The following is a 14,998-nucleotide window of genomic DNA, read 5'->3' on the forward strand; positions in this document are numbered from 1 at the left end:
TTTTTCTTTACTTATTCATACCCTTTTGTGACGGATTCCTTTAAAATTATTTTGCAACGTAATGAGGGTTTTATTCGTTTAAATTTTGATAATCATTTGATAATAAATTAATTATAAAATTGAGAACGTATGCAAACGCTACGCTCTCACATTAATAATTTTAAACATTCCCTTTTATGAAAAAATATTAAAAAATTATTAATGTTCGTTTCATATGAATGCATTATTAAAATAGGAACAATAGTTGTGAAAAGCAGGTGGTTATTCCTGCAATATCACAGTATTCATCCTCTAGAGTGCGATATTACAAAAAATGATTTTATTGTAACTGTATATTAGGGCTATTTTAACAGATCGTTATTTTCGTCATTAACAACCCTATGTTTTTGGTTTGCCAATTGCCATGCTGTTGCAAAAATAAGCTTAGCGCGCCTTTCTAATAAGTCATAATCTATTTTGTCTGGCGTATCTGTTACTTCGTGATAGTCATCGTGTTCACCATTAAAGTAAAAGATAACCGGAATATTTTGTCTGGCAAAATTGTAGTGATCGGAACGCGAGTAGTAGTGATTTTTGTCGTCAATAGCATTATACCTATAATCTAAGTTTATATTGAAATAGGTGTTATTTACCTTTTCGGAGATATAATGAAGTTCTTTGCTTATTCTGTCTGAACCTATTAAATAGATATAATCTTTATTGTCTTGATGTAGATCATCTACGCGTCCTATCATATCTATATTAAGGTTCGTAACCGTGTTTTCTAGAGGAAAAACAGGATGTTGCGTATAATACGCCGAACCTCTTTTCCCAATTTCCTCGGCAGTGAGATGAAGAAACAAAATACTGCGCTTTGGGCCGTATCCATCTTTTTTTGCTTGTTTAAAGGCTTGGGCCATTTCCATTAGTGCTACGGTTCCAGAACCGTCATCGTCGGCTCCATTGTTTATTTTACCATCTTCAGTTATGCCAAGATGGTCTAAATGCGCCGATATAACAATTACTTCTTCTGGTTTTTCTGCACCTTCAATAAAAGCCAACACATTTTCGGAAGCATTGATCTTATTGGAAAAGAAACTTTCAGGAATCGTTTGGTAATAGTTAGAAATGCCTGGAGGGGATTTTATATTTTCTTTTTTGTAATATGATCGTATAAAATCGGCTGCTAGTTTTTGTCCTTTTTCGCCGACTTTACGTCCTTCGAAGGCATCCGAAGAAAATGTGTAAAGGTGTTTTTTTAACTCTTTGGATGTGATTGTTTTAGCATAGGTCATGACTCGGTTAGAATCGACTATATGAATACTGTTCTTTAGGTTGCTTATTTTAGTGGTGTAACGGGGGGTAGCACAAGTGCCCATTAACGCAAATGCCGAGAGGATGCAAAAGGTTTTCATGTGTTTTTAGTTTGATATATTTCACATGCAACACACAATCAATCATTCCCGGGGCAAGAAAATTTTAGTTTGTTTGTTTCATTAATAATAGCTTGTCAAAGATATGTAAAAAAAATAAGACAATAGTAGTGCGATGTAGAAAAGTTATCCGCCAATTTCCAATTCTTCAAGGTCAATATCTTCTAGATCTTTAAGTGCTTCTTCCTCAGATTCATTCTCTTTTGCTTCTAATGTTTCTGTGTCGGCAACTTCTATTGTGGTAAAAATAGCCTTATAAATGGTTATGGACAGTGCTATTATAGTTAATAAAAACGTGAATTGTATAATTTTTTTAACATGACCGCTTTTCTTGGAGAAATAGAAGGCTATCAGTCCAAATACTAGTGCAGCTATAGCAGGGAAAATTGCCAAGTTTGATACGGGCAATACAGATAGAATAATGGCTAGAAAGGACGTAATAATAGCCAAAATAGTGGTTGCTTTTTTCATTCGTTTAAATTTTATACGCTTTAGTTTAATAGGCCTGTGGCCGATTTGATCTTTAATTCGCCATTGCCTACAGGGATTTTAAACTTACCGTAAACAGGGATCTTATTTCCATCGGCAGTAAGCCATAAAATATTGTTGTTATTACCCTGTAAGACATCGGTTTGATCGGAGCCAATAGCCAGTTTGTAACATTCTTTTTCGCCAATGGCTGTATCAATGGTTTCGTAGCCTAGATAGGTGATTTGTCCTTTCATCTCTTTTCTGTCGAAAATGATGGTGAATGTTTTACGATCTCCAATGGCCATGTCATCATAATCCAAAAGTCTGATATTATAAAGTGTCGAAACAATATCTTTTGTCCCTGAACCAATGGAAACTGTTTTGTTCTCTTCGGGCCTGTTCTTTTTGGTTTGAACAGATTTTACGGTTTTTGTTTTGTGGCTAAAGGTATATTTCATGGCCTTGGAATAGCTACCTTCGTTAATATCTCTTTTGTATAGATAGGGGGTAAGCGTGTTGGGGTTTACATAACTTTCATAAAGGTCTCTAATTTTAAAAAAATTGTCCCATTTACTATAGGTGGCTGCAGTACATTTAAGTCTCAATAGGGTCGCTTTCGATGTTTTTAGCTCGCTAGTCTCCATAGTTACCTCGGCTAGGTTGGTAAGTATTCCAGACATATTGTAGGCCGCAGTATACGTGAGTTTTTCACCAGCAGCTATGGCATTGTTTTGTCCTTTTAAAGTGATAGAAAAACAAGCGATAACAAGCAAGAATATGTATTTCATAAAAGATTTGTTTTAGGCTTCAATGCGTATAGATATCATTTATTGTGCCGAAAATACAATGCTTAATGCTATTATGCTAATTTTTTTTTGCAACATAAAAAGCATGAGTGCTACTGACATTTGTCATAGTTTTCAAATGGCCTTCGGGGTATATTTACTTAAAAATCTATTTATAAAGAGATGAAAACGATATTATTGCCAACAGATTTTTCTAAGAATTCAATGAACGCCATTTATTATGCAATGGAGTTATTTGAAAATGAAGTGTGTAACTTTTATGTCCTTAATGTACAAAAGGCCTCCTCGTTTATTACTGATGACATGTTGGTCGTTTCGTCGTCGGCAACTATTTATAATACGATAGTAGATGCAGCAAAGAAATCCATAGCTAATATTATCTCAAAAATTAATAAGCGTTATAATAATAAGAAGCACAGTTTCCATTCCATTGTTGATTATGATAATTTTATAGATTCTATAAATCAAATTTCTGATAAGTACGACATAGACTTAATTGTTATGGGGACTAAAGGTGCTTCGGGGCTGGAAAAGGTTCTTTTTGGAAGCAATACCGTTCGTGTAATACAACGTTGTAAAACCCCGGTTTTGGCGATTCCTAACAATTGTAAATTCAATGGATTGGAGCGTGTGTCTTTTATCGCAGATACATCAATGCAGTATATTGTTAAAGATTTTATGCCATTGAGTAACTTAATGTTGCGCCACCAACCCAAACTGGACGTGCTAGAAGTAATTAATGATAAGAATACCAATGGTGACAGACAGCAATGTGCCAACTTTTTTGAAGAGCATTTTAGCAATGCAACTTATAGCGAGCTTACTGTTGGAGAGCGGGATATGTATAATGTTATCCATGATTTTATGATTACTAATGCTGTAAGTTTACTTGCCATGGTAGATAAAAAACATTCCTTTTTAGAGCGGTTGTTTACTACACATACTGTTGAGGCCTTTGCTTTTAAAGTGGATATTCCGTTTTTGGTGATGAAGTCTTCTTCATCCTAAGGTATAGAGATTATAATCATAAGTGATTAGAGCGTTTTAAAATACTAGTTTCTCCAGATTTAAAAACCTTGATTTCTAAAAATGATCATTTATGGTATAATTACTATTTACGAACGTTTTTTGTAAAATATTTTAAGTTCAGTTAATCTTCCAAGGGTTGGGTGCCAGTATAAAGCACGTTACTTTCTGTATTGTAGTAAACAGGTTCTTCATTTCTTAAAATATTAACCCAAAATGAAAGTAAGTTGGGGTCTTTACTTCTCAGGCGGGCTTGATTTCCTTCATCATTTCTGATGTCAATAGCTCCATATGGCGAATTTCCATTTGACCAAATTACTCGATATTCTTTAACATTAATAATCATAATCTTATTTTTAGTTTAATTTTTTTAAATGATATTCTTGCAATTTTACCTGTTTTAGTTATGATATTTTACATTATAAATATATAAAAAAGTATTAAAGTAGGATTTTTCATCGTGGCATTTAAGGCTTATCTACTGTGCAGCTTTCAAAAAGACATTTTATAACTAAAGAGTTATACGTGTTTGGTTATAATAATTTTATATTAAATAACAACTGTGTTGTAAGTTATATTATAATGAACAAATTATCAGATGTTTAATTATCAATAATTTTTAAACTTAAGCTTTAACTGTTAACTTTATAACATTATAGTTCCAACCAAACCTTAAATAAACGTGAAATACAGGCTTTGTATATTGTTTTTAATGTGTTTTAGTTTTTCTTTCCTGTATGGGCAAACCCCAGCGATAGACAGTTTACAGCAAGCATTGCAAAAAGCAGATTCAGATTCTTTAAGAATACGGATACTAAAGAATATTTCCTGGGAGTACTTAAATAATAGGTCTAATGTTCCTATGGCCGAGATTTATATTGATAGTATCTACAATCTAAGCCGTGAGGCAAATATTGAATGGGGAACGCTACTGGCAAGGTATCAATATGGGGTTTTAGAGCGACAAAAAGGCAATTATGATGAGGCATTGGAACATTTTGATGCTTATATAAAGTTTTCAGAAGTTCATAACGATCCAATCCAAGTGGCTAATGGTGCATATCAAAAAGCGATTATTTATGACTACCGCGGGCAGTACGAAAAAAGTTTAGAGATTTATTATCGCATCCTTAAAGTTTATGAGGAAGCTCATGACGAATATAGTGCTGCAAACATATTGAACAGCTTGGGAGAGATTCTTAAAAAGTCTAACCGTATTGAGGAAGCATTGGAAAATTATAATCAGGCTCTAAAGATCTTTATCAGATTGGATGCTAAAGCGGATATGGCAAATTGCTATTTTAATATTGGTGCCACCTACCGTTTACAGGAACGATATAATGAAGCATTGGATTATTTAAATAAGGCTCTTGAATTGGATACGGCTGTTAACAGTTTATGGGGAATGGCTTACGATTATGAAGCGATTGGCGAGGTTTATAATTTACAGGGCAATTATCAGGATGCTTTAAAGGTACATCTTAAGGCTCTGGAACTACGGGAGGGCTTGCACCAAAAACGAGAATTATCGGCTATTTACACACAGGTTGGCCTTGATTATTTAATGCTTAAAAGGTATGAAGCCGCTGAGGGTAGTTTAACTAAGGCTTTAGAGTTTGCCGAGGATGTAGGCGCTGTAGAGGAGTTACAAAAGGCTTACGAGGGCATGTCTAAATTATATGCTGAGATTAAAAACTACAAAGAAGCATTAGAATTCAATAAGAAGCTTGCACAGGTTAAAGACAGTTTGTTCAATAAGACCAAGTCCAGACAAATTGAAGAACTTCAAGAAAAATTTAATTCAGAAAAAAAAGAAGCAGCCATCGTTGCACTTGAAAAGGATGCTGAAATCAAAGATTTAAAATTAAAAAGGCAAACGCTTTTTAGGAATATATTTATAGCCATAACCATAACAGTTTTAGTATTATCCTTTTTATTGTTTAACAGGTATAAATACAAGCAACGTGTAAGGATAGAACTTATGGAAAAAAGGAGGTTGGTAGAAGAAGCAGAGCAAAAGACCGCATTCGAAAAACAACGGGTGGCTAAGCTTGAAAAAATTGATCTGCTAAAAGATCAGTTTCTAGCAAATACCTCTCACGAATTGCGTACACCGCTTAATGGTATTATTGGTCTATCGGAATCACTCAAGGATGGTGCTGCTGGCACTTTGTCTCCACAGGCTATTGACAATCTCAATATGATTATAAACAGCGGCAAGCGTTTGTCTAATTTGGTGAACGATATCCTTGATTTTTCTAAACTAAAAAATAAAGATCTGGTGTTGTCCTTAAAGCCGGTAGATGTCTATTTAATAGCTAATTTGGTTTTAAAAGTGTCAGAAACCTTGGCAAAGGGCAAGGACTTACGCTTAATTAATGCCATTCCTAAGGATGTCCCTTTGGTGGAAGGCGATGAGAATAGATTGCAACAGATATTGTATAACCTTATTGGAAATGCTGTAAAGTTCACCGAATCGGGTGAAATTACGGTAAGTGCCAAGGAGCATGACGGTATGTTGGCCGTTGCTGTATCGGATACGGGTATAGGTATCCCTGAGAATAAATTCAATGCTATTTTTAAATCTTTTGAGCAGGTAGATGGTTCGACTGAAAGGGCTTATGGTGGTACAGGGTTGGGACTGTCGGTTTCGAAACAATTGGTAGAATTACATGGGGGTACTATTGAGGTAGCTTCTATGGTGGGCAAGGGATCAACATTTACGTTTACCTTGCCGATAAGCTCTGAGGCAAAGCAAGGAAAGGTAGTTGTAGAAGAGGGTTGGCATTATGAACCTATCCAAAATGTTGAAGATGATGCTAATAAAAAGCCATTAGCGTATAAAACAAATGATAAAGCAGGGATTAAAATTTTGATAGTTGATGATGAGCCTATTAACAGGCGTGTATTGGAAAATCATTTAACGGTAGCGGGGTATGATGTTGTGGAAGCTTGTAGTGGAAAGGAGGCTTTGGACTTATTGGAACAAGAAGATTTTAATTTAATTCTTTTGGATATTATGATGCCTAATATGTCTGGGTACGAAGTATGTGAACGTATTAGGACAAAGTATTTAACGAGTGAGCTGCCTATTGTATTGCTAACAGCAAAAAACAGGGTAAGTGATTTGGTTACAGGTTTTAATGTGGGGGCTAATGATTACTTAACCAAACCTTTTGCAAAAAATGAGTTGTTAAGCCGAATAAAAACGCACTTAAATTTAAATGGCATCCATAAGGCTACAAGTAAGTTTGTTCCGTCGGAGTTTTTAAAATCTGTGGGTAGGGAGGCTATTACCGATGTGGTTTTGGGCGATCATATCGAAAAAGAAGTAACTGTTTTGTTTTCGGATGTACGTGATTATACGACCCTTTCGGAGTCTATGACCCCTGAGCAAAATTTTAAGTTTGTGAATGCTTACGTAGGGCGCATGGGGCCCTTAATACAGCAAAACAAAGGTTTTGTAAATCAGTACCTGGGCGATGGCATTATGGCCTTGTTTCCGCACGAGGCACACCATGCATTGGACGCTGCTATTGCCATGCAAAAAACAATTATAGCTTATAATGAGAGACGGGTTAAAGAAGGCTTTGAACCCATTTCTGTGGGTATAGGAATGCATACCGGAGCTTTGGTAATGGGAATAATAGGGGATGTACATAGAAACGATACGGCCATTATTGCCGATACGGTTAATACGGCTTCGCGTATGGAAGGTATTACTAAATATTATGGAGCCAATATTATTATAAGTGAAGACTGTTTAGATACTATTAAGGACAGGGAGGCTTATCATTTTAGGTATCTGGGGAAGGTGAAAGTAAAAGGTAAGCATAAGGTTGTAGGTATTTATGAGTGTTTTGATGGTGATGACGATATTGAAATAACTTTGAAGATAAAAACCTTAAAGGATTTTGAAAAGGGGATGAAGCATTTCCTTAACAAAGAGTTTCCCAAGGCATCGGCAGCGTTCGATAAGGTTCTTAACAAAAATACAAAAGATGCAGTTGCTAAGTATTTTGTGACCAAATCGGCAGAATATACTATTTCTGGAACACCTGATGATTGGGATATGGTAAACACGATGAGAAGTAAATAAGCAGGGAATTTCCTTAGTGGTTGTTGTAATTAACGTGAATAATACTTACGACTTCCAATGTTTCCTCCAGTGAAATTTTGGACAGTGTCGAATCTATTTGTTTTCGATACACCAAATCACAGATTTGGCACTCAAACTGACATAAATTCCTTATCCGAGATTCACGTTAATTAAAAGTAACATGGCTACTTACTCAAACTAATTGCACAAGATTTGTGCCGTTTTAAGGTTTTAGATGTCTTCATTACTTAATAAAGTCTGATCGTTTTTAAATAGATCTAATACCATACTGGAGGGGGGCTTTACGGAACCTTTATATCCGCAAGTATTTAAAATGGTTTTCATGCTTTGTAATTCCCTGTTTTTTACAAAGGCCAGTTTTGTGTATCCAATGGCACATACCTTATTGTTTTGCCTGAATACTTGGCGGTGATAGGCCCATTTATCATCCCAACCTTCCAGATATAGGGTAATGCTGAATTTAGACCATCTTTTTAGTGGTTTTTTATAAATAACCTTTTGGGAACCCAATACACCAAACATGCCTTTGCTAAACGTATTGGTATACAATTTTGTTCTAAAAAGTAGTTCGTAACGGATAAAGTCCATGTAATAGCAATATCTGGAATTAGACATGTAACGGAAACCTTCGCAATCGAGGATACTTACTCTACGATGTCTGGTGATCTCAGAATCAACATCTACTTTGCTTAGGAATAGCTTGGAGCTGATATAGATATAAATAACATGAAGCCAATAGTAAAACATGTCGGTTTAAATTATTGTTGGGACCTAGTAGTCATTCCAAAACATAATGTTTTGCAGAAAGTCTCCCGAATTAAGCTAAAGTTAGTAAAATCCTTTTTATTTGGGTCGTTTTGATGGGAATTAGGGTAACGATTTTTTGAATACTTATAAATTGACTGATTTTGGAATTTTAGGTAAGTTATATGGGGAGCCGTTGCTTAACGAGAAGGGCACTCAGTAAAATAATACTAAATGCCCTTTTTGCAATCTTACATGGTTTTATCTGAGTTCAATTTGAAAACAATTGTTTTTATTGGGGTGTCATTTCAACAGAGTGAGGGATGAACTAAGCCTACATTGAAGTTGAAGTGAGAAAACCCCATAATTATGAGATTCCTCCTCGTCTCTCGTTCGGAATGACAATCGTTTTGTGTTTAATTGTTTGAAATACAGTTGTTTTTTAATCAAACGCAGGTTGGTTTAGTTGTGAAGTCCTTTTAAGATGATAATGCCTATTCTTGGTAAAATAAAGGTAAAACTACCAAAAAGCGTTGTTAAGAGCGATACTTTAAGACCTCCACTCATCATTCCTAAACTAATATCTTTCATAGATGAAATAGCATCAAAAGCTTCAATCAAGCCCAGAATGGAGCCTAAAAGTCCAAAGACCAATCCCAAAATACTAATGTCGGACGCTAAGCTCATCATTTTCCTGGACTTTTCCGGATGCTTTTTTAAATTAAAAAAGCCAAAAAACAAGAAGGTTAGAGCCAGTAAAAGGCATATTAAAATAAGTGACATAAAGAAAGGGCCGCCTTCGTTAAATCGTTTTGATAATTCAGAAAAAAGACTTGGGTGCTGTAAAAGTGTTATCGTTGTCATAGTGTTTAAATTTAGTGTTTTTTAGTTAATGTATGTGACTTACCCGCCTGCGTAAAGATTAAAGTCTGCTTTTCTAAATCAAACTTTAGGTGAATTCCGAATTCGTTATGCACGAATTCATTATTTTTTATGGCTTCAAAAGGGAAAAGTGTGTTAGGATTAGCCCCTCCTTTTAATACCTTGCCGTCTGCAACAAAATTAAAAGTATAAGGTGTTTTTTCTTTTCCTACATGTCCTTCATAGACCCCAGTATAGGGTGCTATTTGCGCTGCTGTTAATTCAATAGTTTTTGCTGCAGTTTTCACGGGCAATAAGTTTTGATTCTGACTCGCTAAATAAGTATTTTCAGTAATATCGCTGACAGGGTAATTTAAAGCATTAGTAAGTATTACAATGGTTGTTTTTTGTTCCGGATTATAAGTAACCTCTGAGATAAAACCATCAATGCTCCCACCGTGTCCATAAGCATCTTCATCTTTAAAAATACCACTTGCAAAGGGAAATTGTTTAACTGAAAGCATGGTTTCAAGGCTTTTTTTAGATATTAGTTTCCCCATGAATAAGGCTTCGTAAAATGTGACCAGATCATAGGGTGTAGCCACAATACCACCAGCTCCACCAGGCACGCTCCTATGGGTTTCTTCAGATTCTACTAGTTTGCCATCTTTGTAATGAAACGAAGCACATTCGTTATTTTCTACATTTTTTTTACCTCCATAGTAGGTGTTCTTTAAGTTTAATGTATTTACAATCCTTTTTTTAAGTACTTCAGCATAAGACATCTTGTCTATTTCTTCAATAATATAGCCTAAGAGCAGGAAATTGCTATTAGAGTATGCGCTCTTTTCGCCAGGTTTAAAAACTCCAGTATATTTTTGTATTCTTTCTAACATTTCCACTCGGGTAGTACCTTCTATACGCCAGGTGTTAAAGTCTTTGTCTTTGGTAATTTCAAATAAACCACTACTGTGATTTAGCATATTGGCTATCGTGATGTTATCAGCATTAGGTATCTGGGGAAAAAAGTTGGAGAGTCTATCTGTTAGTTTTAATTTCCCCTCATCAACCAATTGGTATATCATGGTTGCCGTGTAGGTTTTTGTAATGGAGGCAATTCTAAATTTAGACTCTTTAGTGATGGGGTATTTCCTGCCGTCTACTATATTGGCATACCCAACATGTTTGTCGTAGATAACCTGCCCATTTTTAGAAACCACTAAGGTTCCCATCATTTTATTGTTATCTGACAAGTTCTTGAAAAATGAATCTAAGGCCTTGAATTTTTCCTGTTGGGAAAAGCATAAGGAAGTTGTGAAAAGAAAGAGAATGACTAATTGCTTCATTTGTTTATAGTTTTAATTAAACACACCACAAACTTAAATGGCATTTTGATCCTAAAAATTAAAATGCGACGAACTACCCTTTTTGCGCCCTTTTTCACCAAATGCTAAAACGCTTGCTAAATTGGTCATTCGTCTACAAAACCACCATTGCCATAAAAAATGTAGTATTATTGTAAGACGGTTTTTTTGTATGCTAAAAAAAATTATTTTAAATAAGGCCGGGCAATTGGTGCTTCACATGCTTTTTTGGTGTGCGGTACTCTTTTTTTATACGTATTTTTTTGGTTTTGATAGTCACGATTTTAACTATGTGCTCTCTTTTTCCTTGTTCTTAATGCCCATTACCATTGCCACAACATATGTGTCTATCTATAAGCTTATTCCGGATTACCTTATTACAAAGCGTTATTTCCTTTTTGGTTTGTACAGCTTTTATACGCTAGTTATTTCGGCTTATCTAATTGTTGTTTCTGTTTTTTTCGGACTTATTTACCTATCAAATTTTGAGTATGCTAATATGGCTCCTATTAGCCGTAGTTTAATATTTGTAGCGGTTGCTGTTTATTTGGTGGTTATTATTGTAAGCGCATTTAAACTATTAAAACTTAATTTAAAGCATGCTGAAAAAACCAAGTTGTTGGAAACAAAGATCTTGGAAACACAATTAAAGCTGAAGGAGCAAGAATTGAATTATTTAAAGATGCAAATCCATCCGCACTTTCTGTTTAATACATTAAATACTATGTATGGGTTTGCTTTGAAAAAGGCAGACGAAACGCCTGAAATGATTTTGAAGCTTTCCAACCTCTTAGACTATTTATTGTACCAAATTGATAAGCCTTTTGTGTTGTTAAGTGAGGAAATAGAGCATATTAATGATTATATCGAGTTGGAAAAAATGCGTTTTCATGATACGTTAAGTATTTCTTTAACAACCAATGGCAGCTCTAAGGATTTAAAAATAGCGCCGATGCTTTTGTTGCCTTTTGTAGAGAATAGTTTTAAGCATGGTACTATAAAACAAGGTGAACTTAGTATTAAGATTGATTTGAAATGTAAAAACCAAACGGTTTGGTTTAGTATAGAGAACACTGCTTCGAAAACGGAAGCTTCACAAAAGGGTATTGGTTTGGAGAATATAGTAAAGCGTCTGGATTTGTTATATGACGACAATTATAGCTTAGATGTGGAAGATAAAAAGGGTATATTTAAAGTCGCTTTAAAGCTAAAACTAAAATAAGCATTGCAGCAGGAAAAGAACATATCGTGTATTATTGTTGATGACGAAGTTATTGCCAGGGAAGTGATAGAAACGCATTTGTCCAAAATTTCAAGTATCTCTATTGTTGGGAGTTACAGTAATGCCATCGATGCTTTTAATTGTTTAAGGGAACATGCTATAGACTTGGTGTTTCTGGATATTAATATGCCTGAGATATCTGGTATTTCTTTTGCTAAATCTATTAATAAGAACATAAAAATAATCTTTACTACGGCTTACAGGGATTATGCGGTTGAGGGGTTTGAACTGAAGGCGGTGGATTATTTACTTAAGCCTATTGCTTTTGAACGCTTGTTAAAAGCTGTAAACACCTATTTTGAAACGGTACAATTCTATGAAAAAAAGGCACTTATTGGTGCTGAGGTAAACGATTTTATTTTTGTGCGCTCTGACAGGAAGATGATTAAAATAGACTTTGAAGCTATTAGGTATATTGAAAGCTTTAGTGATTACTTAAAAATCCATTTGGATACTAAAATGGTTGTAACGCGTGAAACCATTAGTGCTATTGAAGCGAAACTGCCAAAGGGTAAGTTTATGCGTATTCACAGGTCTTACATAATAGCTGTTGCACATATAGACTCTTTTACAAACGAACATATTACTATTTTAAAGACAGCCTTGCCCATTAGTAGAAGCTATAAGAAAGAGGTGTTAATGGCCTTAGAAAAGTACTAAGAGTAGCTTTACTGCGATGCGCTCTGGAGGACAAGGGGTTTGGGTTGGACTTGCAGTGAAGATATTTAACAATAATTAAACTAAGGAGGCTGTATTATAGATTACGGGCATTTGTCCTTTCCATTGATACCATAAATTGTCGTTGTTAATTAGGTTGGACATGAAATGGGCTACGTTAATGCGACTGGTTTTGCCTGCGTTAAAAATAGCACTTCTTATTGGGGAGGGATATAGTTTGTAAACGGAGATATCTGCTTCGTGTGTTAAATTGTCCGGTCTAACGGCAACCCATTCGATATTTGGATCGTTTTGACCAATTTTTGTTCTAAGATAATCAGCTGCTTTTTCATTGTCTACGTGAGGGGGTAACAATAAGCGAAGGAGTGCAATAACACACTTTTGAGCAAAAGGAATCGGTTCGTTTATATCCCTGTTTCTATTGCCGCTTGTATTCATTAAAATAAATTTTACGGGGTGTTTAGGATTGTTTGTTTTAATGGCATTGCATAGCCTTCTGGTGGCATCTGTAACAAGTTTTCTTGGGTGTCCGTAAACGCCTTTCCATGTTAAATTATGACCAAGGCAGGATACTACGGCCTGACAATCGCTAACATATTGGCGTATTTGGCTGTCGCTCAGTTCTAGTACAGCGGCATGGATTGTATGCAATTGCTTGTTGTTTTTCCAGGATTCTGGTAATTTTTCTGGGGATCTAACAATTATCTTAACTTTTTGTCCGCTGTTTAAAAGTTGTTCAACTACTTGTCTTCCCGTTGCGCCGCTGGCGCCCACTACTAAAACTGTCATATAATTTTTTAAGTTTAGTTGTCTGTGTTTTGTTTTAACTGTATAATCGAGATGTAAAAGCTCTAAGCCTTACCTCGAAATCAAAAAAATAATTTCTTATAAACGCCTCGTATGCTTGCACTGAGGTGGTTTACGCTTTTAAGACGACTTTAGTTGGAAGTTGTTACATCAAGACATACTGTTTATATAACCTAGAGTAACCTTTAATATGAAGTAAAGGTGAAGGAAATATGGAGGAAAGGTGAAGGAGTAGCTTTTTTGACCCGTCCTGAGAGTCCTAATGTCTCTTCAAAATTCTGGAAGAATTTAATACTCCGACTTCGCTCAATAGAGCTATCGAGAAGTACTTTTAGTGGGGAATTTATTTGTTTTCGATACACCAAATCACAGATTTGGCACTCAAACTGACATAAATTCTTTATCCATTATCCACGCTAAACTACTTTAGTTGAAGATTGAGCCTTATTTATATTGCTATCTTTTTTTCTAAAGTTCGATTAGATTAAGATTGTCTACTCTTTTTTCTTAGTATCTCTAATTGTAACTAACATTGCTAAAATTATAAGTAAGTTTGATACAATTCCAGAAATTGGCCCTTTGTGAGGATGATTGAAATCAAGTTCAATAATGTTATAAATTGTAAGCACTGTACTTCCAAAGATTATAAAATATATAAAGTGAATTGTTTTCATTTTTAGGGAAGGCTACAGCCCAAAACGCCATGTGTTTATTTTGCCTGTCTCAAATGTGTTGAATTTGTCTATATTTTTTGAAATCATTTTGTTTAGTTTTAAGATTGCATCAATATTGGTTTCTGCTGAGTTTTACCACCAGTTAGAAACTGGCGGCAGCGGGGGACTGGATTAGTGCTTTTTGTAGGATAAGTTGTATACGGTTTTTGTTTTTTGGATATTTTTTTTAACTCTTCATCAAAAAAGGAACTCAACTTCTTTGAGTTTTTGGTATTTGTACTCATTAATTGTTCTGTATAATTCCTGATAGCTCTTCTAATCATTGTTGGCGATTTGTCTGAATGCTCATTTAACGCTTTATTTACGTGACTACAAATATCTTTTGGCATATGATAACTTAAATTAACGTGAATAATGGATAAGAAAAAAGTGTTTTTATGTTAGTTTATTTTTCTGATTTTCAGTAAATTAAACAATAAAAACACTTCTAATGCTTAGAGATAAAGTTACGGAATTCTTTGTAGAAATGGACGATTTCTGCTTAGAATTTGCTTCACAGTTAGAAAATCGTCCACTTTTAGAGGATTCATCGGTAAATAGACGCCATCGAAAAGGAAAATTGTCCGATTCTGAAATGATGAGCATTTACCTTCTGTTCCACTTTGGCCAGTTTACCAACTTCATGGCTAATTCAGTTCGATTTGTGCCACCGATTTCGGAGTCATTGTGCCATTGATTTCGGTTTAAACCGTG

Annotated in this window: 13 protein-coding genes and 1 pseudogene; 5 read left to right on the forward strand and 9 right to left on the reverse strand. The window is 35.0% G+C overall.

Annotated elements, in window-relative coordinates:
• Positions 1-341: 341 nt before the first annotated feature.
• The 3 genes from ABD792_RS09095 to ABD792_RS09105 form a co-directional block, all read right to left on the reverse strand.
• The gene (locus ABD792_RS09095) at positions 342-1,394 is read right to left on the reverse strand and encodes a M28 family metallopeptidase (protein ID WP_345005611.1); all 1,053 of its coding nucleotides are present in this window, start codon (positions 1,392-1,394) and stop codon (positions 342-344) included.
• Positions 1,395-1,538: 144 nt separating this feature from the next.
• The gene (locus ABD792_RS09100) at positions 1,539-1,883 is read right to left on the reverse strand and encodes an FUSC family protein (RefSeq protein WP_345005612.1); all 345 of its coding nucleotides are present in this window, start codon (positions 1,881-1,883) and stop codon (positions 1,539-1,541) included.
• Positions 1,884-1,903: 20 nt separating this feature from the next.
• Positions 1,904-2,671 carry a DUF3108 domain-containing protein gene (locus ABD792_RS09105; RefSeq protein ID WP_345005613.1) on the reverse strand — a complete coding sequence of 256 codons (768 nt, stop codon included), beginning with the start codon at positions 2,669-2,671 and terminating at the stop codon, positions 1,904-1,906.
• A gap of 180 nt (positions 2,672-2,851) precedes the next feature.
• On the opposite strand from ABD792_RS09105, the gene ABD792_RS09110 reads away from it, so the two are divergent.
• Positions 2,852-3,697 carry a universal stress protein gene (locus tag ABD792_RS09110; RefSeq protein WP_345005614.1) on the forward strand — a complete coding sequence of 282 codons (846 nt, stop codon included), beginning with the start codon at positions 2,852-2,854 and terminating at the stop codon, positions 3,695-3,697.
• Between the two features lie 142 nt (positions 3,698-3,839).
• Here the strand turns inward: ABD792_RS09110 and ABD792_RS09115 are convergent, their stop codons facing one another.
• Positions 3,840-4,061 (reverse strand): hypothetical protein, encoded by a 222-nt coding sequence (locus ABD792_RS09115; protein ID WP_345005615.1) that lies wholly within the window; start codon positions 4,059-4,061, stop codon positions 3,840-3,842.
• Positions 4,062-4,397: 336 nt separating this feature from the next.
• Between ABD792_RS09115 and ABD792_RS09120 the strand changes: the two genes are divergently transcribed.
• Complete coding sequence (locus tag ABD792_RS09120) at positions 4,398-7,814, forward strand: tetratricopeptide repeat protein (protein ID WP_345005616.1); 3,417 nt, start codon at positions 4,398-4,400, stop codon at positions 7,812-7,814.
• 231 nt (positions 7,815-8,045) lie between these two features.
• On the opposite strand, the gene ABD792_RS09125 is transcribed toward ABD792_RS09120, so the two are convergent.
• The 3 genes from ABD792_RS09125 to ABD792_RS09135 form a co-directional block, all read right to left on the reverse strand.
• Entirely contained in the window at positions 8,046-8,582 is a 537-nt protein-coding gene (locus ABD792_RS09125; protein ID WP_345005618.1) for an acyl-CoA thioesterase, read from the reverse strand.
• A gap of 459 nt (positions 8,583-9,041) precedes the next feature.
• Positions 9,042-9,443, reverse strand: a complete 402-nt coding sequence (locus tag ABD792_RS09130; protein WP_345005619.1) for a MotA/TolQ/ExbB proton channel family protein — start codon at positions 9,441-9,443, stop codon at positions 9,042-9,044.
• 11 nt (positions 9,444-9,454) lie between these two features.
• Positions 9,455-10,786 carry a serine hydrolase domain-containing protein gene (locus ABD792_RS09135; protein WP_345005620.1) on the reverse strand — a complete coding sequence of 444 codons (1,332 nt, stop codon included), beginning with the start codon at positions 10,784-10,786 and terminating at the stop codon, positions 9,455-9,457.
• A 190-nt stretch (positions 10,787-10,976) separates the two neighbouring features.
• On the opposite strand from ABD792_RS09135, the gene ABD792_RS09140 reads away from it, so the two are divergent.
• Both ABD792_RS09140 and ABD792_RS09145 read left to right on the forward strand, forming a co-directional pair.
• On the forward strand, positions 10,977-12,026 hold the full coding sequence (locus ABD792_RS09140; protein WP_345005621.1) for a sensor histidine kinase: 1,050 nt from the start codon (positions 10,977-10,979) through the stop codon (positions 12,024-12,026).
• Positions 12,027-12,029: 3 nt separating this feature from the next.
• The gene (locus ABD792_RS09145) at positions 12,030-12,746 is read left to right on the forward strand and encodes a LytR/AlgR family response regulator transcription factor (RefSeq protein ID WP_345005622.1); all 717 of its coding nucleotides are present in this window, start codon (positions 12,030-12,032) and stop codon (positions 12,744-12,746) included.
• 75 nt (positions 12,747-12,821) lie between these two features.
• Here ABD792_RS09145 and ABD792_RS09150 read toward each other — a convergent pair whose 3' ends face one another.
• On the reverse strand, positions 12,822-13,553 hold the full coding sequence (locus ABD792_RS09150) for an NAD(P)-dependent oxidoreductase (RefSeq protein WP_345005623.1): 732 nt from the start codon (positions 13,551-13,553) through the stop codon (positions 12,822-12,824).
• 790 nt (positions 13,554-14,343) lie between these two features.
• Positions 14,344-14,634: a hypothetical protein gene (locus tag ABD792_RS09155; protein ID WP_345005624.1), complete on the reverse strand. Its 291-nt coding sequence runs from the start codon at positions 14,632-14,634 to the stop codon at positions 14,344-14,346.
• A gap of 101 nt (positions 14,635-14,735) precedes the next feature.
• On the opposite strand from ABD792_RS09155, the pseudogene ABD792_RS09160 reads away from it, so the two are divergent.
• Positions 14,736-14,927: pseudogene (locus ABD792_RS09160) on the forward strand (IS982 family transposase); the annotation flags it as partial.
• Positions 14,928-14,998: the final 71 nt, after the last annotated feature.

Origin of the sequence: Snuella lapsa (assembly GCF_039539345.1) — a bacterium.
Lineage (GTDB): Bacteria > Bacteroidota > Bacteroidia > Flavobacteriales > Flavobacteriaceae > Snuella > Snuella lapsa.